General features: G+C 35.3%; 21 protein-coding genes. 4 read left to right on the plus strand and 17 right to left on the minus strand.

Annotated elements, in window-relative coordinates; genetic code table 11:
- Positions 1–87: 87 nt before the first annotated feature.
- From ACIQYS_RS11290 to yneA, 3 genes are all read right to left on the minus strand, one after another.
- The gene (locus ACIQYS_RS11290; protein WP_402979298.1) at positions 88–321 is read right to left on the minus strand and encodes a DUF896 domain-containing protein; all 234 of its coding nucleotides are present in this window, start codon (positions 319–321) and stop codon (positions 88–90) included.
- A gap of 65 nt (positions 322–386) precedes the next feature.
- Entirely contained in the window at positions 387–1034 is a 648-nt protein-coding gene (locus tag ACIQYS_RS11295) for a YneB family resolvase-like protein (protein WP_402979301.1), read from the minus strand.
- Positions 1031–1348 carry a cell division suppressor protein YneA gene (gene yneA / locus ACIQYS_RS11300; protein ID WP_402979304.1) on the minus strand — a complete coding sequence of 106 codons (318 nt, stop codon included), beginning with the start codon at positions 1346–1348 and terminating at the stop codon, positions 1031–1033. Before yneA ends, ACIQYS_RS11295 begins: the two co-directional genes overlap by 4 nt.
- A gap of 175 nt (positions 1349–1523) precedes the next feature.
- Here yneA and lexA point away from each other — a divergent pair, with 175 nt between their 5' ends.
- Positions 1524–2135 carry a transcriptional repressor LexA gene (gene lexA / locus ACIQYS_RS11305; protein WP_402979307.1) on the plus strand — a complete coding sequence of 204 codons (612 nt, stop codon included), beginning with the start codon at positions 1524–1526 and terminating at the stop codon, positions 2133–2135.
- Between the two features lie 138 nt (positions 2136–2273).
- Here the strand turns inward: lexA and ACIQYS_RS11310 are convergent, their stop codons facing one another.
- From ACIQYS_RS11310 to ACIQYS_RS11350, 9 genes are all read right to left on the minus strand, one after another.
- Positions 2274–2705, minus strand: a complete 432-nt coding sequence (locus ACIQYS_RS11310) for an OsmC family protein (protein WP_402979310.1) — start codon at positions 2703–2705, stop codon at positions 2274–2276.
- Between the two features lie 20 nt (positions 2706–2725).
- Entirely contained in the window at positions 2726–3472 is a 747-nt protein-coding gene (locus ACIQYS_RS11315; RefSeq protein WP_402979313.1) for an amino acid ABC transporter ATP-binding protein, read from the minus strand.
- 13 nt (positions 3473–3485) lie between these two features.
- Complete coding sequence (locus ACIQYS_RS11320) at positions 3486–4127, minus strand: amino acid ABC transporter permease (RefSeq protein ID WP_402979315.1); 642 nt, start codon at positions 4125–4127, stop codon at positions 3486–3488.
- Between the two features lie 17 nt (positions 4128–4144).
- Positions 4145–4963, minus strand: coding sequence for a substrate-binding periplasmic protein (locus ACIQYS_RS11325; protein WP_402979464.1), 819 nt, complete (start codon positions 4961–4963; stop codon positions 4145–4147).
- A 251-nt stretch (positions 4964–5214) separates the two neighbouring features.
- Complete coding sequence (locus ACIQYS_RS11330; RefSeq protein WP_402979318.1) at positions 5215–6015, minus strand: peptidoglycan DD-metalloendopeptidase family protein; 801 nt, start codon at positions 6013–6015, stop codon at positions 5215–5217.
- Between the two features lie 83 nt (positions 6016–6098).
- On the minus strand, positions 6099–6263 hold the full coding sequence (locus ACIQYS_RS11335; RefSeq protein ID WP_402979321.1) for a hypothetical protein: 165 nt from the start codon (positions 6261–6263) through the stop codon (positions 6099–6101).
- Between the two features lie 814 nt (positions 6264–7077).
- Positions 7078–7596 (minus strand): cysteine hydrolase family protein, encoded by a 519-nt coding sequence (locus tag ACIQYS_RS11340; RefSeq protein ID WP_402979324.1) that lies wholly within the window; start codon positions 7594–7596, stop codon positions 7078–7080.
- Positions 7597–7734: 138 nt separating this feature from the next.
- A complete protein-coding gene (locus ACIQYS_RS11345; RefSeq protein WP_402979327.1) occupies positions 7735–8286 on the minus strand; it encodes an excalibur calcium-binding domain-containing protein in 552 nt (183 codons plus the stop codon).
- A gap of 149 nt (positions 8287–8435) precedes the next feature.
- The gene (locus ACIQYS_RS11350) at positions 8436–9431 is read right to left on the minus strand and encodes a bile acid:sodium symporter family protein (protein ID WP_402979330.1); all 996 of its coding nucleotides are present in this window, start codon (positions 9429–9431) and stop codon (positions 8436–8438) included.
- Between the two features lie 602 nt (positions 9432–10033).
- Between ACIQYS_RS11350 and ACIQYS_RS11355 the strand changes: the two genes are divergently transcribed.
- From ACIQYS_RS11355 to ACIQYS_RS11365, 3 genes are all read left to right on the plus strand, one after another.
- Positions 10034–10195 carry a YjcZ family sporulation protein gene (locus tag ACIQYS_RS11355; RefSeq protein ID WP_402979333.1) on the plus strand — a complete coding sequence of 54 codons (162 nt, stop codon included), beginning with the start codon at positions 10034–10036 and terminating at the stop codon, positions 10193–10195.
- A 962-nt stretch (positions 10196–11157) separates the two neighbouring features.
- Positions 11158–11670: an Ltp family lipoprotein gene (locus tag ACIQYS_RS11360; protein WP_402979336.1), complete on the plus strand. Its 513-nt coding sequence runs from the start codon at positions 11158–11160 to the stop codon at positions 11668–11670.
- On the plus strand, positions 11648–11740 hold the full coding sequence (locus ACIQYS_RS11365) for an Ltp family lipoprotein (protein ID WP_402979339.1): 93 nt from the start codon (positions 11648–11650) through the stop codon (positions 11738–11740). Before ACIQYS_RS11360 ends, ACIQYS_RS11365 begins: the two co-directional genes overlap by 23 nt.
- Positions 11741–12081: 341 nt before the next feature.
- Here ACIQYS_RS11365 and ACIQYS_RS11370 read toward each other — a convergent pair whose 3' ends face one another.
- From ACIQYS_RS11370 to mhpA, 5 genes are all read right to left on the minus strand, one after another.
- Positions 12082–13017 carry a beta-keto acid cleavage family enzyme gene (locus ACIQYS_RS11370; RefSeq protein WP_402979342.1) on the minus strand — a complete coding sequence of 312 codons (936 nt, stop codon included), beginning with the start codon at positions 13015–13017 and terminating at the stop codon, positions 12082–12084.
- A 224-nt stretch (positions 13018–13241) separates the two neighbouring features.
- Positions 13242–14027, minus strand: coding sequence for an enoyl-CoA hydratase/isomerase family protein (locus ACIQYS_RS11375; protein ID WP_402979347.1), 786 nt, complete (start codon positions 14025–14027; stop codon positions 13242–13244).
- Positions 14028–14207: 180 nt separating this feature from the next.
- The gene (locus ACIQYS_RS11380) at positions 14208–15116 is read right to left on the minus strand and encodes a VOC family protein (RefSeq protein ID WP_402979353.1); all 909 of its coding nucleotides are present in this window, start codon (positions 15114–15116) and stop codon (positions 14208–14210) included.
- A gap of 178 nt (positions 15117–15294) precedes the next feature.
- Positions 15295–16269 (minus strand): fumarylacetoacetate hydrolase family protein, encoded by a 975-nt coding sequence (locus tag ACIQYS_RS11385; RefSeq protein WP_402979358.1) that lies wholly within the window; start codon positions 16267–16269, stop codon positions 15295–15297.
- A 191-nt stretch (positions 16270–16460) separates the two neighbouring features.
- Complete coding sequence (mhpA, locus tag ACIQYS_RS11390; RefSeq protein ID WP_402979362.1) at positions 16461–18068, minus strand: bifunctional 3-(3-hydroxy-phenyl)propionate/3-hydroxycinnamic acid hydroxylase MhpA; 1608 nt, start codon at positions 18066–18068, stop codon at positions 16461–16463.
- Positions 18069–18095 lie beyond the last annotated feature (27 nt).

Here is an 18095-nt window from a genome sequence, read left to right on the forward strand (position 1 = left end):
AATGACATCCTCTCGAACAAAATTTTTATCTATAGTACTAGTTTAGACAACAATGCGCCTATTATCAATGGTTTCTGAAATGATTAATTAATTCAAAAACTTCCCTTTTTTCGCTTGTTGCACCTTCGGAGGAGTGACGTCATTTCCAGCGGGGTCAATAATTTTAACACTTTCAATTGTATCCCTCATTGTAGATCGAAACGTTTCTAAGTATTCTTTTCTTAGTGCGCTTTGTTCTTTGGCTTCTTCTATCGATAATCCTGTTGTTTTAGATTTTTTGGAGAGCTCGCTAATGCGTGCTAGTTTTTGTTTACTTAACATATAAATCATCCTTTCCTTTTGTACCTCTTATAAAGGTAAGGAAAAAACAGACAGAGTGCAAGTCTTTACACTTCCTGAGACTCCATAAATTCAATATATCTGCGATGAACAGTTGCTTTACTAATTTCAAAGCCTAATCCTTTTAAAGTGGATGCTATTTCTTCGTACGTTAACCCGGCATTTCGAAGTCTTACAATTTCATCAACGGGTGCATCAATCCGTTCTCTTCCTTCCGGATTTCCCTTTGCTTTTAAGTTTTTCTCTGGTCGAAATCCTTGCGAAACTGCTCGCTTCATACCCCGCTTTATCTTCGCATTATGAAGTTTTCGTTGATACTCCTCCACAAGTGCTAAAATTTCTAACAACATGGAATCCATCTCATTTAAATTTAATATTCCTTTATCTTGTAAAGTGAAGACAGAAGTATTTGTTTTTTGGAGTAAATGGAGCACAGCCATTCGACCATTTCCGCGACCTATCCGGGTCTCATCTTGGACAAAAACTGCAGTAATATCGAAGTCTTTTACATATGTGAGTAAGTCAAGTAACCCGTCGCGTTGAATATCATAACCACTATGTTGGTCTGTAAAAACTTCGCTAACTTCATAACCTTGACTCTGTGCAAATTCCATTAATTCTTCTTGTTGTCTAGTTAAAGAAGATTCTTGTGTTTCTTTTTCCGTACTTACACGGCAATATATTACTGCTTTCAATTACTATCACTCGCTATCTCTGTACCATGATCGAAATGAAAATTATCTTTTACCTCCGGAATGACAAGCATGTCCCCTGCTTTAATATGGGAGGTTTGTAGGTTATTCATGACCATCACGTTTTTTATCCATGCTTCTTTTGGTTCGTTCATTGCAAACTTATTTGCAAGTTCCCATAAAGAGTCACCTTGTTCTATTTTAATTTGATAATGTTGTTCTGTCGACATTGTATTGGAGATTATTAGTGTCATAAAAAAAGCAACACTTAATCCTAAAAATAAAGTAATAAAATAGTTTTTTTTCATCCAATTCATGTGAAATCCCCCTAATTAGAATGTTTGTTCGGAATGTATGTTCTAATAATAAAGCGAACATTTGTTTTTGTCAACAATTATTAGAACCTATGTTTGCATAAAGTGTGAGAGACTGTTATACTAATAGTAAGAAAGAATTTAGTATGAAAATGACTATTAAAAAGAGGTGAACTCATTGAAAAAAGCGTCGAAAAGACAAGAGGACATTTTAGCTTTTATTAAGGAAGAGGTTCGTACAAAAGGGTATCCGCCTTCTGTACGTGAAATTGGCGAAGCTGTTGGACTAGCATCGAGTTCAACTGTGCATGGGCATCTAGCTCGCCTGGAAAGTAAAGGACTTATTAGAAGAGACCCAACGAAACCACGCGCAATTGAAATATTAGATGGTATTGCCGAAAAACAAGGTGTTGTACATGTTCCACTAGTAGGTAAAGTAACAGCTGGGCTTCCGATTACTGCCATTGAAAATATCGAAGAATTTTTCCCACTGCCTGAAACGTTTGGTACGCCCGATGATCATTTATTTATGTTAGAGATTATGGGAGATAGCATGATTGAGGCGGGAATTTTGAATGGAGATTATGTAGTCGTAAAACAGCAGCAATCTGCAAATAATGGGGACATTGTTGTCGCTATGACTGAAGATGATGAAGCTACGGTCAAACGTTTTTTCAAAGAAAAATCATACTTCCGCTTACAGCCGGAGAATTCTTCAATGGATCCAATTATCGTTAACCAAGTATCAATTCTCGGAAAAGTAGTTGGAGTATACCGTCATATTCAATAGAATTCTCGCAAACTTGACAAATGATACGAATGTCCGTATGATGACTAAGAGCCGATATCATATTTAAACGAAAAGTGGACATTTTCGTTTAAATCATCGAAAAACCCTCTCATCTTTTGTAGATGAGAGGGTTTTGTTTTATGCTTCTGTTTGCATTTCTACTTCTTTCCCGTTTAGGATTAGATGATACGTTATTTCGGCTTTCAATGAAGCAGAAACAGCGCAATATTTTTCTTCTCCAAGTTTGATAGCTCGAATGACTTTTTTCGCATCGATATCCCCTTTTATGTCGAATAATAAGGCAGCAGCAGTAAATGCAGTTGGTAATTCTTCACGACGAGCCCCGTCCACTGTAATTTCAATTGATTCAATTTTTTCTAAATGTGGTTTTAAAATCATTGTAACGTCAATTCCAATGCACCCCGCTAACGAACTAAGTAACATTTCGGTTGGTGTTGGTGCTTGTCCAAGTCCTCCGTAATTTGCCGTAGCATCCATTACCATTGGATAACCAGACGGCCCTTTTGCTTCAAACGCTCGTCCACCTTGCCATTTTGCTTTTATTTCCATTAGTCATCATGCTCCTTTATTTAAAATTCATTTATTTTTGCTAAAAATTTCTGTGCTCGTTCTGTAGAAGGATGTGCAAAAAACGTTTTCGGTTCTGCATCTTCTACAATTTGACCATCTGCCATAAATAAAATACGATCTGCCGCATCTTGTGCAAACTTCATCTCATGTGTAACGATGACCATTGTCATCCCTTCGTCCGCTAACTCTTTCATCACTTTTAATACTTCTCCAACTAATTCAGGATCTAATGCAGAAGTAGGTTCATCAAATAACATAATTTTCGGTTCCATTGCAAGTGCACGTGCAATTGCTACACGTTGTTGTTGTCCTCCTGATAGTTTCGAAGGATATACATCTTCTTTTTCCTGCAAACCGACCCGTTTCAACAGTTGGGAAGCGATCGTTTTCGCTTGTTCTTTTGATTGTTTTTTCACAACAACAATGGCTTCCATTACATTTTCAATCACCGTTTTATGGGGGTATAAGTTAAATTGTTGGAAAACCATTCCAGTATTTTGACGGATCGCATGAATCGTTTTTTGTTGGATTTTTTTCGAATCCGTTGCGTTTATTTGATGATTATTAACAGAAATAACCCCACTAGTAATCGTCTCCAGTCCATTTAAACAACGTAAAAACGTACTCTTTCCCGAACCACTAGGTCCAATAACAGCTACTACTTGATGAGCGGGAATCGTCAATGAAATATGCTTTAATACTTCATTTTGATCAAAGCTTTTCGATAGATCATCCACTTGTATCATGACTTTTCCCCCTTTAGTAAACAGATAATCGTTTTTCTAATTTATTCAATATAAATGTAAATACCGTACTCATGATCCAATACATTAAAGCTATCGTTAAGTAAAATGGCATATAAACGTAATATTGCGCGATTAATAATTGTGCAGAGCGCATTAGCTCCGTCACTGCAATACCAGAAACTAACGAAGTCTCTTTTAACATCCCAACAAATGTATTCCCAAGTGGTGGAATCGCAATGCGTATTGCTTGTGGGATCACAATACGTCGAATAGCTTGTGCTTCTGTCATTCCAGTCGCAAGCGCAGCTTCTGTTTGCCCCGCTGGCACAGCTTGGATTGCACCACGGAATGCCTCCGATACATAAGCACCGATATTAATACTTAACGCAATATAAGCAGCTGTCAACGAGCCTAACTCAATGCCAAAATCAACTAGTCCAAAATACACGATAAAAATTTGAACTAGTGGTGGTGTTCCCCGAATAATCGATACGTACACTCTCGCTACATTACGAAAGAAGCGATTGCCCTTTAAGCGCGCAATCGCTGTTATCAAACCGATGATCAAGCCGAAAAACATAGATACCACCGTAATTAATAACGTATAATATGCTCCTTTTAATAAAAAGGGAATATTATCTATTATCATATCCATGTAAACTACCTCTTCCCTTACTCGGCTTTCGGTTCTTCATCAAACCACTTAACGAAAATTTCTTTATACGTGCCATCTTGTTTCATTTCATCTAACGCTTTATTCAATGCAGCTACTAAATCTGTATTTCCTTTTTTAACAGCTACAGCAGCTTGATCCGATTTAATCGGTGCACCGACCGCTTTTACTTTAAATCCGTTTTCTTCAACAATTGGTTTTAAAGCATATGCATTGTTGATCGTTGCATCTACTCGCCCCGCATCTAAATCTTTCAGTGTTGTGATGACATCGTCGTATGTATTGATCTGGAAGTCACCAACTTTTGACATCAGATCATTACGTAGAAAGGCTTCATCATTCGTCCCTAAACCAACAGCAATTTTTTTGCCTTTGAAATCTTCTACTGATCGAACAGTTGTATTATCTTCTTTCACAATTACTTTTACATCATTTGTAATATAAGGTTGTGTGAAATCTAATTGTTTTTGTCGATCTTCTGTTATTGTCACTTGGCTAACTAACATATCGAATTTACCTTTTTGCAATCCAGGGATTAAACCTGAGAATTCTTGTGCAACAAAATTAGCTTCCACACCTAAACGTTTTGCTAATTCTTTTGCTATGTCTACGTCAAACCCATCGTATGCTTTCTCTTTGTTCATAAAATTATACGGTGCGTATGTACCCATTATCCCGACTGTTATTTCCCCTTTGTCTTGAATTGCTTGTAATGTGTTTTTGTCATTTTTTTTACTTGTATTATTTCCACATGCTGCTAACAGTAATACTACCGCAGCTACTAAACTCAATAGAAATTTACTTTTTTTCATCATTATTTCCTCCTATTAGTGTCATTCATTAGCCTTTAAAAGCCTATTAGATTACTAGCCATTAGTCAACTACTCTGTACTATCCAGACTTTTTCAGCTATTCAGCTTTTTCATACCTAGTACCACCAATCAACCAAAACCAAACTTTTTCTTATGTTTCCCCAAAAGTAGGTATAATATGACGAAAATTATAGCGCTTCCCAAAATAAAAGAGATTGTTGGAAAAGTCACTAGAGAGACTTTTTCAACAATCTCTTTTACGGAAGTTTTTTCTCTAATTCTAAAATGCGCTTTTCAAGTTCCTCGACTTTCTGTGCAATTGGTACTGCAATTTCCCAGGCATAATATTGGTTGACATTTTTAAACGAATCATTGCCATCCGTAATTTTCAATCGCATTGCTTCTTGTCGAATCGCTTCTTGTCCCGCTGTTAGTTTTGGCACTGCCATACGTAATTCCTCCTTCTTCAATGCAAACTCGTTTTTCAGTGCTTCTAATGTGTTGGCTCCTACGATTCCATCAGTTGCTAAACCTTTCGTCTCTTGGAAACTTTTGATCGCAGCTTCCGTTACTGGACCTTCTATCCCATCCACATTAAGTCGATAGTTAAGCATTACTAGCATTTTCTGTATTTCTTCCACTTCAGGAACTATTATATAATGTAATGGATTTACCGCATTTGGTTGACCTTCCGAATAGGTTGGAATATGCATTTCAAAATGTAAATGTACCCCCGTACTATTACCCGTAGTTCCCTTTATCCCAATTTGTTCCCCTTGTTTCACGGCCTGTCCTTCTTTTGCTGATATGGACTTCAAATGTGCATACAATGTTTCATATTTTTTTCCGTTTACTATATGTGTTAGTATTACCGTATTTCCATAACCACCAATGACTTCTGCTCGCTTCACAATACCTTTTTCGGACGCTTTAATAATCGGACTTCCATTCTTTCCAAAATCCACACCTTTATGAGCTTTCCATTCACCTGTGACAGGATTTTTTCGAAGTGGACTAAACCTTGAAGTGATTGTTCCTTCACACGGCCTTATAAACATGCCATTTCTCCTTTCTATATTTAGTAGAATTGACCTTCTCTTTATTAAAAAACACAGAATTAAAAAGATTTCATAGTTTATTATCATGCGTTTTGATAATTTATTTCAAAAAGCTCCGTTTCAAAATGTCTTTCTGCTTCTTTCAGCTTACACTTAAGATCTTCTATACGCCTTTCGTTTTCTATTTCGTTAATAGGTCCAGATGGTTGGACAACATAAAATCCTGGTCCCGGAATCCAATTAGCCATTACACAAACCTCCATATCAGCAAGTATAAAATTTTTCGTATAATATTGTTATCCGTCAAACATATTTCATCAGACCAATCCTTGTCCGAGTAAAAAAACAATTAGGATTAACAATCCAGACTCCACTAAATCACCAGTTATTTCAATATAGAATTTTGGAATCGCAACGATGGGTTATGAAACGTCGAATCGTTATATTGACTCATCACCAAATTCTCCCTTCAACTAATATATAGACTCATTTTGCACAATCGTATACACTAAAATTTTTCTTTAACATATAAAAATAAAAAGCGTTGAGGCGTAGTTAACCATCAACACTTTTTTATAACCCGTTCAGTTGAGTAGTACAAAAAGCAAAACTAAACACACAAATGGAACCAGCAATAGCATCTGAATTTGGTTCTTAATTTTATTGATATAAATGCGTTTGCGAATGGTTTGTAACTACTTTGGTTTTACTTTTAAATCAACCTACAATTAAAATTGTTAATTGGTTATTACCTTTTAATGTCATAGACCTAATGTCCACTCTCCAAGCTTCACTTGATCGAACAAAAAAGAAAAACCTACGACAAGAAAGAGAACAGCCTAAGCAAAGACATCTCAATATTAAGAAGCGACCAACTCATAAAGAGAAGGTCGTTTTTTGTTTTTCCTATTCGGCACGTGCAAACTTAAACAGAAATACTACAGTGCATAAAGCTAATTAGTTCAGCTATTGTGCATAAAATTCATAAATTACCAGATATATAAGATTGCCATTTACATATTTTGGTCCATATCGTTAAGTACATACCTTAATCATCAATAATTAAAATTCAATATCTTTACTTAGATAAACATCGGCAAACCAACGTAACACCTCATTGTGATGGTTAATAATCTGTTGAGCAGTAATATTTTCTGAGTCCCAGGTACTGTGTGTATCTGAAACTAATGTGACTTTATAGTCCATACTAAAAGCTCTTCTACAAATTGTATCAACACACGCTTCTGATTGAATTCCTGTAATTACTAAATGCTCAATTCCTCGCTTTTTTAGTTCATCCTCTAAAGATGTTCTAAAAAATGAATCGGGAGTTGTTTTTTGAATGATTATATCTTGAGTGCTGGGAGTTATTTCTGGATGAATCTCCCAACCTTTTGTCCCATACTCTAAAGGTTTACCAACTGGTGCATTATGCTGCACATATATAATGGGTATTTCGGTAGAGCGTGCTAGCCCAATTAAACTTTTTAAATTTTGTAGTAATTGATCTCCATTATGTACGATGTTATCTTTTTGAAACATGGCGTTTTGAACATCTATAACTATGAGTGCTTTTTTCATTATTCTCCTCCCCCAAAATTGATTCCTAATTAAACATCAAAAAATCGAGTACAAGATCTTTACTGATTCGGACTCGATTACATTTGATCGGTTAATCGTTTCTCTATGTTATCTGAACTAATTAGCCTAAAAAATCACTTATCGTTCACAAGCCCAGTCATCATTATCCCGGTCATGTTTAGATTTATAAGCAGGATGTCCCTTTTTAACACCATTTGGATAATATTCATGCATAGCTTTACAATTTCCAAAACTTGTTGGTGCTCCTGGGATTACTTCTAAACCATTGCCTATCACTTGCTGCTTTGGAAGCTGTACTTGTTGTGGATTTTCACTTATCTCTTTTAAAAGAGCAAGTTTTGATTTTGATGGCGTTTCATATCTCACTTTTTCACTTTTTTGAACAAAGTTGCCTCCACCTACTCCGTATAGACCACTATGATTAGACTTGTAACTATAAACTCGATATTCTTCCCCTTTTTTCATTGCACGTACAGTTGAAAGAGACCCATCACTTTCTAATTTCGATAATACTGTATCTGCTAATATCGTCACTTTACCAATTTGGCCTAGCTTTAATTCGGTCTTCCCCCACATTACTGAAGCTGCATTAGCGGTATCTAGTTTATATGTACTAATACCTATTACCATTACTGCCAACAATAAAACTTTAATAAATTTCGATAACATTTCTATCTCCCCCTCTACCTAATATGGTACAGTTTGGAAACAGATACGTCTATACTATTACCTGAATTTTTACATATCAATAAACAATAAATTTAGACCGCTCGATATATAATCCTCAAGCGGCCTCTTTTATATTATTTTTTATATTATTATAGTTCTTCTGCATCAGCTAAAGGCTTGTGATGTGGTTGCATCTCTAACGTGGAGTTAGTGTCATCTGGTACTTTATGTTTTGCCCAGTAGGAAGCGAGAAAAGTACCTGTGATTACTTGCCATGCAGACGCGAATGCACTTGGTAGTGCGGCTAATGGCGTAAAATAAGTAGCAGCTAAAGCTACACCAAGACCAGAGTTTTGCATTCCGACTTCAATGGATATCGCATGTTGATCTTGACGAGATAATCTTAAAGCTTTTGCTGCATAGTACCCTAATAAAAGTCCAAATCCATTGTGTAATAATACCGCAACGAATACTATCATACCCGCAGTTGCAATATTTTCTTTATTGTTTGCAACAATGGAAGAAACAATAATTGTAATTACAACAATGGAGAATAAAGGCAAAACAGAACCGCTTTTTTCGGTAACAGTAGGTAAGAATTTGTTAACTAATAAACCTAAGATAATTGGAATTATAATCACTTGGATAATGGACATGAACATAGACATTGGATCAACCGGCAACCATTGCCCCGCAAAAATGAACAATAGAAGTGGTGTCATAATGGGAGCAAGTAAAGTAGAAACACTCGTCATTGTGATGGAAAGAGGAACGTTTCCTTTTGCCAAATATACCATTACATTTGAAGAAGTCCCACCAGGTACACAACCAAGTAAAACTAAACCCGCGGCAAGTTCTGCAGGTAATTTTAATAAATATGCAATAATAAAGGCGATAGTTGGCATGATTGAAAATTGTGCAACTACCCCTATTAGAACAGGGATTGGATTTGTAAAAACTAATTTAAAATCAGATGCTTTCAACGTAAGACCCATGCCGAACATAACGATCCCAAGTAAAATGGTTATATACGCACCAAATGAAGAAAATAAACTCGGAACCATAAAAGCTACGATTGAAAACACTATTATTACAAGAGCAAAGTATTTTCCGGCAAAACTACTAATTTTGTTGAACACTTTCATTTTTTCGCCTCCTTTAAACCATATTTTAGTATTTATAGTTGAACTTGAACAGCAATATTTTTTATTTGAATATAGTTTTAACGGCTAAATGACTTTTTTGTCGTTCAATGCGACTAACTGCTTTTAAAGGATCTACATTTAACTTGTTCATTGTAATAGTAGGAGGATCATGATTAATGGCAATAACTACTGATAGACCATTCTCCGGCGTTTTTATCGCAATTTTCGCTGATGATCGCAAAAATAAAAAGAAAAATTGAAACCCTTAGTGTTGAATTCGAAGTGTGGAGCTGCCTAATTTCCTACTGCCACTTTAAAACATGTGTACCCCCTAATTTAGCTGATTAGGGGATTTTTTTGTCACACATTTTGTATCTTCAGCGTCACATTACTATCTAATCCGATCAATTAATTTTCCTTAGTTAAATGCCCTAGTTCTTTTTTAGAATATGAATACATTATTAATAACTGAAGGTTCATTGTACCGCCCAGTATGTACCTCCAGTGGTTTTAAAATATTTCCTTAAAACCAAATAAATGAATCAACTCAATATCCATTATCGACATATATTGAACTATCTCAAATAGAGGAGGTGTGCTTAATGGGTGGAGCGGTTGGCGGATACGGATTCGGTTCAGGATTCGCTTTAATTATTGTTCTATTTATTCTTTTGATTATTATTGGTGCAAGTTTCCTAGGTGGCGGTTACGGCGGCGGTTACGGCGGCGGTTACGGCGGCGGTTACGGCGGCGGTTACTGTTGATGACAATGGGCTTAAAACCGTAAACTAGAATACTTTCTGAGACAGGTTTTCGACCTGTCTTTTTAACTTTTTGTGGGTAGATTTTCTATTTAGTCACTAGAACGCGTTTAGTCGAATATTAAAAAAGCCGGTTTAATTCTTATCCTATCCACTCTCTTAATTATACGTATGTAGGGATACTCATGGAAGCCAGCAAATTACGAGATATGTTTATGCACATTTATCCAATAAGTTAAAAAAGAAAAACACCGAACGAGTCAACTCACGACTGAACGATGTTTATAAATAATTATTTTTTGGTGTTTTTTGATGGCGTTATAATTTCTTGCAATCAAATTTAAGTAATGACCCCTTCATAAAACATTACAGCCACTATGATCAAGCCATTAATACATCTTCAAGTATTGTTCTCTTTCCCAAGGATAGTCGTTCTAATTCTATACCTAAATAATTTAATGTACTTTATAGTGCCGTATACTCGATTATATAACCAAATTAACATAGAATTTTCCATTACTACATATTGCAATAAATTGGGCAATATTAATATCCTTTCTTTACTTTACTTTTTTTTATCAATTTGATATTTTCTCATGTAGCTACGTTGTTGATAAAACAAACGAAAATATATGTTCTTCTATAGTTTACTTAGATATAGATGATACGTTTATATATCTGCACTACTAGATTGTATGAGTTTTATTTGCCGACAATATAAGGGCGTTCCAACTGTTACTTTACAAATCGTGTATATTAAGGTGGTTAAAAGTGTGATCAAAAAACTGTTGGAAATCACTTTTTGAATGCTCATGGTAATACGCAATTAATATATACATTTATATAGAAGAAACAACAATTCCTATTATGCTACTCATTAATATCGAATATTGCCAAAAAACACCAATGTTAATTATTAATATAAATAGTATAATTGTTCCAGAAAGCATAAGAAGGAATAACCCATGTCTGAAAAGATGAAAGTAAAGAAACCATTTTATAAACGTTGGTGGTTTATAGTAATCGCAGTTATTGTTGTTATAGGAGTAATAGGTTCTTTAGGTAAAGATGAAACAGAAACTGATAAAGTAGAAACTTCTGCCCCAGTAGTTGAGGAAACTGCAGAAGAAAAGGCAGCTACTGAACAGAAAGCTAAAGAAGAAGCGGAAGCTGAGGCTAAGGCAGAAGAAGAAAGAATTGCACAAGAAAAGGCTGAAGCGGAAGTAAAGGCAAAAGAGGCAAGTGTCCCTAGGGAACATAAATCGGCTTTAAAGAAAGCGGAATCATACGCGAAAACAATGCACATGTCAAAGGCGGGCATTTATGAACAGTTGACTTCTGAATATGGAGAGAATTTCCCTCCAGAAGCCGCTCAATATGCTATCGAAAACATTGTATTCGATTGGAACGAAAACGCTTTAAAAAAAGGCGCAATCATATGCAGAAACTATGAATATGTCAGATTCGGCTATTTATGATCAATTGATTTCGGAATACGGGGAAAAATTCACTCCGGAAGAAGCGCAATACGTAATAGATAATTTTTAATAAACTAATAAACCACCTTCCACATTACTGGTTGGTGGTTTTATCGTATTCATTAAGTATCTCACGAATTTTATACAATCCTTTAATTAGGGGATGAAATAAAAAGTGGTTCCCCTTCTCTATGTCTTCAAGTGCATGGTGTGATCCCATCGTTTCCTTTTTACCATACTCATTAATCCAGGCTTTTAGCATACTCTCTAACACATTTTTAAATGGTACCCCATTAAGATTTTCTTTATAGGTACTTCAAGTTTCTTACACACCTTTATTTCCTTTAATCGGAACGAACCGTGACAAATAATATTAATAGGAACCCAAAACTTCTAAGGTGAATTACATTTTTATCTGGTAAATACTGATTGTTTAAGTCCTAATGTTTCTCTTGCTTCAGAAGGTGTCATTGGTTCGTAGTCAAATTCTTTCATAATACGCACCATTTTTTCTACTAATTCAGCATTGTTTTTTGCTTTGACACCTTTACTCAAGTATAAGTTATCTTCCATACCTACACGCACATGTCCACCTAAAAACAAGTTTTGTGTACAGATTGGGAATTCTTGTCTTCCTGCACCGAAGGCGGACCATTCATAGCCATTTTCACCGAATAGACGGTCAGCTGTTTGTTTCATATTCATTAGTTCGTATTCATTAGCAGCAATCGCACCATTAATGCCCATGACAAATTGGAGGAACGGTTTCCCTTCAAGCCATCCATTTTGTTGCATAAATTTGGCATTGTATATGTGACCTACATCATAGCATTCCAATTCAGGTTTTGTGCCATTGTCCCTGAAAATTTTCAACATACCCTCGATATCTTCGAAATTGTTGGTGAAAACTTGCCCTTTCGTATTTTCAAGGTATTCTCTTTCCCAATCAAATTTAAATTCTTTATAACGCTCACCTAAAGGGAATAAACCCCAGTTAATCGATCCACAATTCATAGAAGCAAGTTCTGGTTTAAATTCAGGAATTACAGCACCTCTTTGTTCAATTGTCATTCCCAATCCGCCACCAGTTGTGATACAGATGATGACATCCTTATTTACGGCTCTAATTTTATCAATAATTTTTTGATATAAGTTTAAGTCGGATGATGGTTGACCAGTTTCAGGATTTCTTGCATGGATATGCACACTAGCAGCACCAGCATTAGCAGCATCAATTGCATTTTGGGCGATTTCATCAGGTGTTATCGGTAGATACTCGGACATTGTTGGTATATGGATAGACCCTGTAATAGCAGCACTAATTATTCTTTTAGATTTCTTTGTCATTTTTATTCCTCCTAGTTTGCCAGTTAAACCGACATATTTGTCATTATCAAGATTTACACCGTAATTCTCAATTGGATTTTATTTCTTTTTTGTTTTTATATAGAAGCTATCCATCGCTAGTGGGGACGTTATTTTACAACGGAGCATAGAGCTCATCCGTTAGTTGGACTCCACCGGCTGAAAGTACAAATTCTTTGCAATAATAACAAAGAAACCTTTTAACATTATTTAAAATAGTTAGCTTCGCGTTTTTCTAGAAAAGCGGAAATTCCCTCTTTACCCTCTGTGCTATTTGCTCTCTCAGCAAGTAGTAAAGACTCCATACTCATTTGGGACTCTAGCGTTTCTTGTAAGGAATGATAAAATAACTTTTTGGTTGCTCCAAATGCATTCATTGGTCCATGTGCTAGAGAAGTAGCTAATTCAAGTACAGTTGACATTAACTCATCTTCAGAAACCACATGATTTATAATTCCCCAATCACTTGCCTCTTTGGCATCTAATAGTCTATTAGTATACATTAGCTCAAGTGCACGTTTCATCCCGACTAAACGGGGTAAAAAGTAACTTCCTGATCCATCTGGTGTTAAGCCAATTTTATTATAAGCCATTACAAACTTCGAATTTTCAGATGCATAAGCAAGATCGCAAGCGCATGCTAGACTCATTCCTGCACCAGCTGCTACTCCATTAATAGCTCCAATAAACGGTTTATTCATTCTTACAAAGTTTGAAATTGCTTGATGTAAATAAGATGTCACACTTTTCAGATGTGAGCTAATTTCATCACCTGCATCGGCAAAACTCTTTAAATCTCCACCCACAAAAAACTTATTTCCTGCCCCCGTAATAACTACCGCTCTTATTTCGTCACTTTCGGAACAAGTAATAGAGACCTCCATCAATTCCTTTGCCATTTGTAAATCTAATGCATTACCTTTATCCGGGCGATTTAATGTAACAATTCCAACATTATTTTCTATACTTAAAAGTACACTTTTATTTTCCATGAATATTCTCCCTAATAAAATATTTATTTTTACCCCTATTAAAAGTAAAAAAAAGAAGGGAGCGAAAAAGCCAGTTATCTATGACTCTAATGTCCCTTTATTTCTTACATATTACTTTTATATACTCATACTTTATTAACTTCATATCTCAAAGAAGTAGAAATATGTATTCTATTCTACTCATCTGATTGTTAGTTCTTCTTCTTTCATAACAATTTCAACTAAATCTTGCTCGAAGTTTGTACCCCAATAACTCAACTCTTCCCACACTTTTGGTTTTTGAGGTAAACTTTCATGCCATGGACGTGGATCCATATAATCCAGTTCAGGTATATACACATCTAAATCGGAAAATAGTTCAATGTAATGTTGATCTGGATCATGGTGGTATGATGCGATATTATGGCCAGCAGTGTGACGGGACGGCCCCCATAACACTGGAATCTTATGTTTTGCAAGCTTATCAGAGCTGACTTTTTGGTGTTCAAAACTTCTTAGTTCAAATGCAATATGATGCATGATTGGGCGTTTAGATTGAAGAATATTTAACGTATGATGATCTGAGTTACAGGTTAAGAAAGTTGCAATATCCCCAATTTTATCTGTTTCCCAAAATCCTAACACTTGCTTGTAAAAGTCAACGGTTTTTTTAGCATCTTTTACTCCGATTGCAATATGGCCAAGTTTATTTGGCACAATTCCAGATTCTTTATATCCTGGTGAGGGTGTTTCAATCTCTTTATAAAGATTCAATATTGTCCCACCAGGCTCCTGAAGCTCCAATAATTGTGAAATACCTGGTTCTGAATCTGTTTTCAATTCAGAAATAATGCCGTGCTCTTTTAATTGTTGCCCCACTTCTTTTAGAGATAGTTCTCCGCCAACCTGCCATCCGATTTTGCTCAGATGACTACTATCAGAAGGTGTTAATACAATATTATGATGATCAAGCCCACTGGAAATATAGGATTTACCATTATCTTCTTCTTCAATCAGAGTAAAACCCATAACTTCTGTATAATAATTTGTAAGCGCTTTTATATCTTTTGTACAAAATTCTGCATAACCCAGTTTAAAAACATTCACCATGTTAAAAATCCTCCTTTTCTAATGTCCATTATTGCAAATAATCAGAATAACGCAACTATACTATAAACTAAATTTTCATTTAATAGGTCACTATTCTTGTTTGAAATTATTTCCTTACTTTTTCTATAAGAATAGTGACTTTTTTTTATTTTATTTAATAAATAGTGACACCTACTAATTAGGCATTAACAGGAATCGCATGGACAACTTTGTTTTCTAGAGAACCAAGATTAATTCTTCCATCAGCACTTTTTATTTCACAATGAACAATATCATTTTCTTTTAAATATAAATTACTCTCAGACTGGCTACTCAATATAAGCTTCATTTTCTGTTCTCCCGACACAACCGGGTTCATCAACTCAGTTGTTACTTCCGCTGATAATCTTAGTGCAACTCCCCCAGTTGTACCTGTAAGGAGTAAATCCCCCGGCGAGAAATTCATTATCTCTGAAAGCTCCGTTAATGTTTCATCTGGTTTAAAAATAATATCTTTTGTATTCGTTGATTGTCTCAATTCATCATTAACCCATAATTTTAATTCTAAATCATTGATTAATGGGATATCTTCTTTTTCTAGTAAATAGAGGTATGGACCAACTGGACAAAATGTTCGGTAACTTTTTCCTTTGTACCATTGGGACTGAGACAATTGCACATCTCTTGCAGATACATCATTTGCTATAACAATCCCTGCAACATATTCATGAAGATTTTCCTCCGTAATTACTTGTGATTCTGAAATTTCTTTTCCAATTACTAGACCTAATTCAATTTCATAATCTAATAATTTTACATGTTCCGGGCAAATAATCGGATCTTTTGCACCACTTAAAGAACTATCCGCTTTTGTGAAAATCATATTAAAAGGGGGTCTCTTAGCCTCCAAGCCACTCTCTGCTCTATGGCTTCCATAGTTTGCACCTTGGCAAACGATTCGTGCCGGTTGTGTAACGGGACTAAGAAATTCTATTTCATCCAATGATAAATGTCCCTTTTGATGATCTACCAAACTTTTAATATTATCGATTCCTTCTTCTAATAGAGATGATAATGTTTCAAAGTCTTTTTCAATAGTTAGTACTGAGTCACCTTTGACTACTCCCCATTTTTTATTACTCTGGTGTAAAAAGTGAACGATTTGAATACCCATATTTATTTCTCCTCTCAATTGTAAGTCTACATCTTAAATAATTTCTTTGATTAATAAATAATTAAATATTATTTATTAATATACATACTATACATAAAATTATCATAAATCAACTATATTGATAAACTATTCTAAAAATTCTTATATTTATTTCAAGAAAATTCCAACGTGATATATATCTAATTTGCATTTTATCCTATTATTGTTTCAGATAATTTTAAGTGTAGTTGTGATAATAAGTCCTCAACTATTCCCGGGAGTTCTTCCATAGTTGGTACTCCAGCAAAATTATAAAAATCCGGACGAACAATTACTGCTTCCAAACCTTTTTCATTAAAATACTTAGTGTACTTGCCATTCAAATCATACACAGTATCCTTATTTTCTTCGTTACTTATTTGAACAATTTTAGCGCCAATTTGTTCAAGTAAAAAAATCTGATTATTTGTTAGTACATTTCGAGGATCTTCTTTTGTAGTAATAATTGTCCAACCTTGCCCAATGATGTCGTCAAACCGTCCTGTTTCACCTTGATAACTCACAAAATCTTGTAGGGATAACTCGCCAGTTGGAGATATTATGTCTCCATTTTGATTTTTGTGTAGTATTCCGTTTGTTAAAATCGGCATTTCTGGGAATGGAGGAATACTTCCTGAAAAGAATGCTTGATCACGTTTTTCTGCTTCTTTTTCATCTGGAATGCAGATAATTTTACCAAGGTCAATTGCCATCTGTATAAGCTGCTTACAATGATCATAACGCTCTACTTGATACGTCTCAAAAAGAGATTCTTCCGCTTTGTTACGAAGTACAAGATCTAATTTCCATGCTAGATTTTTTGCGTCGCGAATACCTGAGCACATGCCTTGTCCCATAAAAGGAGGCGTTAAATGTGCAGCATCCCCAATAAGGAAAATGCGGTTATTATACCAGTTTTCAGCGAGATTTGAGTTAAATCGATAGACTGTTTTCCGAATAATCGTTCCTTCTTCAGGTAAAATCCATTCCTTTAACAGTTCATAAATTTTTTCTGTATCTAACATATCCTCTTTTTTCTCACCAGGTAATAACATAAATTCAAATCGAATATGCTCAGTACCCAAGCGACTTACTACAGTAGTTGGTCTGGCTGGATCACAAATTTGATATCCTTCTGGTAGGTGATATAAATGCTGTGGGTTATTAGGACGAATATCGAGAACAAGAAATTCAGCTTCAAACCCTAAATCCTTTGTTTTTATTTCAAGTTTATTTCTTGTAAAACTGTTAGCCCCATCAGCACCAATCACATAAAGTGCCCGTACCGTCCTAGTCTCATTTGTTGGCAACCATTTACCAGGTTCAGGTATTTCGCCCTTTCTAAAAGTGACTTCTACATAATCCTCATGTTCTTTTAACTCTTCAGCCTGCCATCCTAGATTTATCTCCACATTAGAATAGGATCGTGCAGCTTCATCAAGTGCCTTTTCAATCTCAGGCTGGAACATAAGATACCCGTTTTCCCATCCAGATGTTGCTGTTCCTCCATATGGAACCTTTAGTAAAATATCTCTTTTTGCATTCACCCAATGATAATTAATAAACGGAACAATTTTTTCCTCAATTTTATCGGAACAGCCAATACTTTGTAAAACACGCATAATCTCATGGTCAAATGTAGCAGCTCTTGGAAGACTAAATGTTGATGGCCAACGTTCGAAAACTGCAACACTTTGTCCTGTTTTCCCAAGTAATGCAGCCATTGTTTGTCCTACAGGTCCATATCCAATTTGTACAACATCATAAATTTCCTTATTCACTATTATTCCCCCTAAGAATTTATTTAT

The organism is Psychrobacillus sp. NPDC096426, from assembly GCF_044762745.1.
Lineage (GTDB): Bacteria > Bacillota > Bacilli > Bacillales_A > Planococcaceae > Psychrobacillus.

What these genes read in the sequence shown, in the direction of transcription:
- ACIQYS_RS11290 (WP_402979298.1), bottom strand. Translation starts at nt 321, where the DNA reads ATGTTAAGTAAACAAAAACTAGCACGCATTAGCGAGCTCTCCAAAAAA.
- yneA (WP_402979304.1), bottom strand. Translation starts at nt 1,348, where the DNA reads ATGAATTGGATGAAAAAAAACTATTTTATTACTTTATTTTTAGGATTA.
- ACIQYS_RS11310 (WP_402979310.1), bottom strand. Translation starts at nt 2,705, where the DNA reads ATGGAAATAAAAGCAAAATGGCAAGGTGGACGAGCGTTTGAAGCAAAA.
- ACIQYS_RS11315 (WP_402979313.1), bottom strand. Translation starts at nt 3,472, where the DNA reads ATGATACAAGTGGATGATCTATCGAAAAGCTTTGATCAAAATGAAGTA.
- ACIQYS_RS11320 (WP_402979315.1), bottom strand. Translation starts at nt 4,127, where the DNA reads ATGGATATGATAATAGATAATATTCCCTTTTTATTAAAAGGAGCATAT.
- ACIQYS_RS11330 (WP_402979318.1), bottom strand. Translation starts at nt 6,015, where the DNA reads ATGTTTATAAGGCCGTGTGAAGGAACAATCACTTCAAGGTTTAGTCCA.
- ACIQYS_RS11335 (WP_402979321.1), bottom strand. Translation starts at nt 6,263, where the DNA reads ATGGCTAATTGGATTCCGGGACCAGGATTTTATGTTGTCCAACCATCT.
- ACIQYS_RS11340 (WP_402979324.1), bottom strand. Translation starts at nt 7,596, where the DNA reads ATGAAAAAAGCACTCATAGTTATAGATGTTCAAAACGCCATGTTTCAA.
- ACIQYS_RS11345 (WP_402979327.1), bottom strand. Translation starts at nt 8,286, where the DNA reads ATGTTATCGAAATTTATTAAAGTTTTATTGTTGGCAGTAATGGTAATA.
- ACIQYS_RS11350 (WP_402979330.1), bottom strand. Translation starts at nt 9,431, where the DNA reads ATGAAAGTGTTCAACAAAATTAGTAGTTTTGCCGGAAAATACTTTGCT.
- ACIQYS_RS11355 (WP_402979333.1), top strand. Translation starts at nt 10,034, where the DNA reads ATGGGTGGAGCGGTTGGCGGATACGGATTCGGTTCAGGATTCGCTTTA.
- ACIQYS_RS11360 (WP_402979336.1), top strand. Translation starts at nt 11,158, where the DNA reads ATGTCTGAAAAGATGAAAGTAAAGAAACCATTTTATAAACGTTGGTGG.
- ACIQYS_RS11365 (WP_402979339.1), top strand. Translation starts at nt 11,648, where the DNA reads ATGTCAGATTCGGCTATTTATGATCAATTGATTTCGGAATACGGGGAA.
- ACIQYS_RS11370 (WP_402979342.1), bottom strand. Translation starts at nt 13,017, where the DNA reads ATGACAAAGAAATCTAAAAGAATAATTAGTGCTGCTATTACAGGGTCT.
- ACIQYS_RS11375 (WP_402979347.1), bottom strand. Translation starts at nt 14,027, where the DNA reads ATGGAAAATAAAAGTGTACTTTTAAGTATAGAAAATAATGTTGGAATT.
- ACIQYS_RS11380 (WP_402979353.1), bottom strand. Translation starts at nt 15,116, where the DNA reads ATGGTGAATGTTTTTAAACTGGGTTATGCAGAATTTTGTACAAAAGAT.
- ACIQYS_RS11385 (WP_402979358.1), bottom strand. Translation starts at nt 16,269, where the DNA reads ATGGGTATTCAAATCGTTCACTTTTTACACCAGAGTAATAAAAAATGG.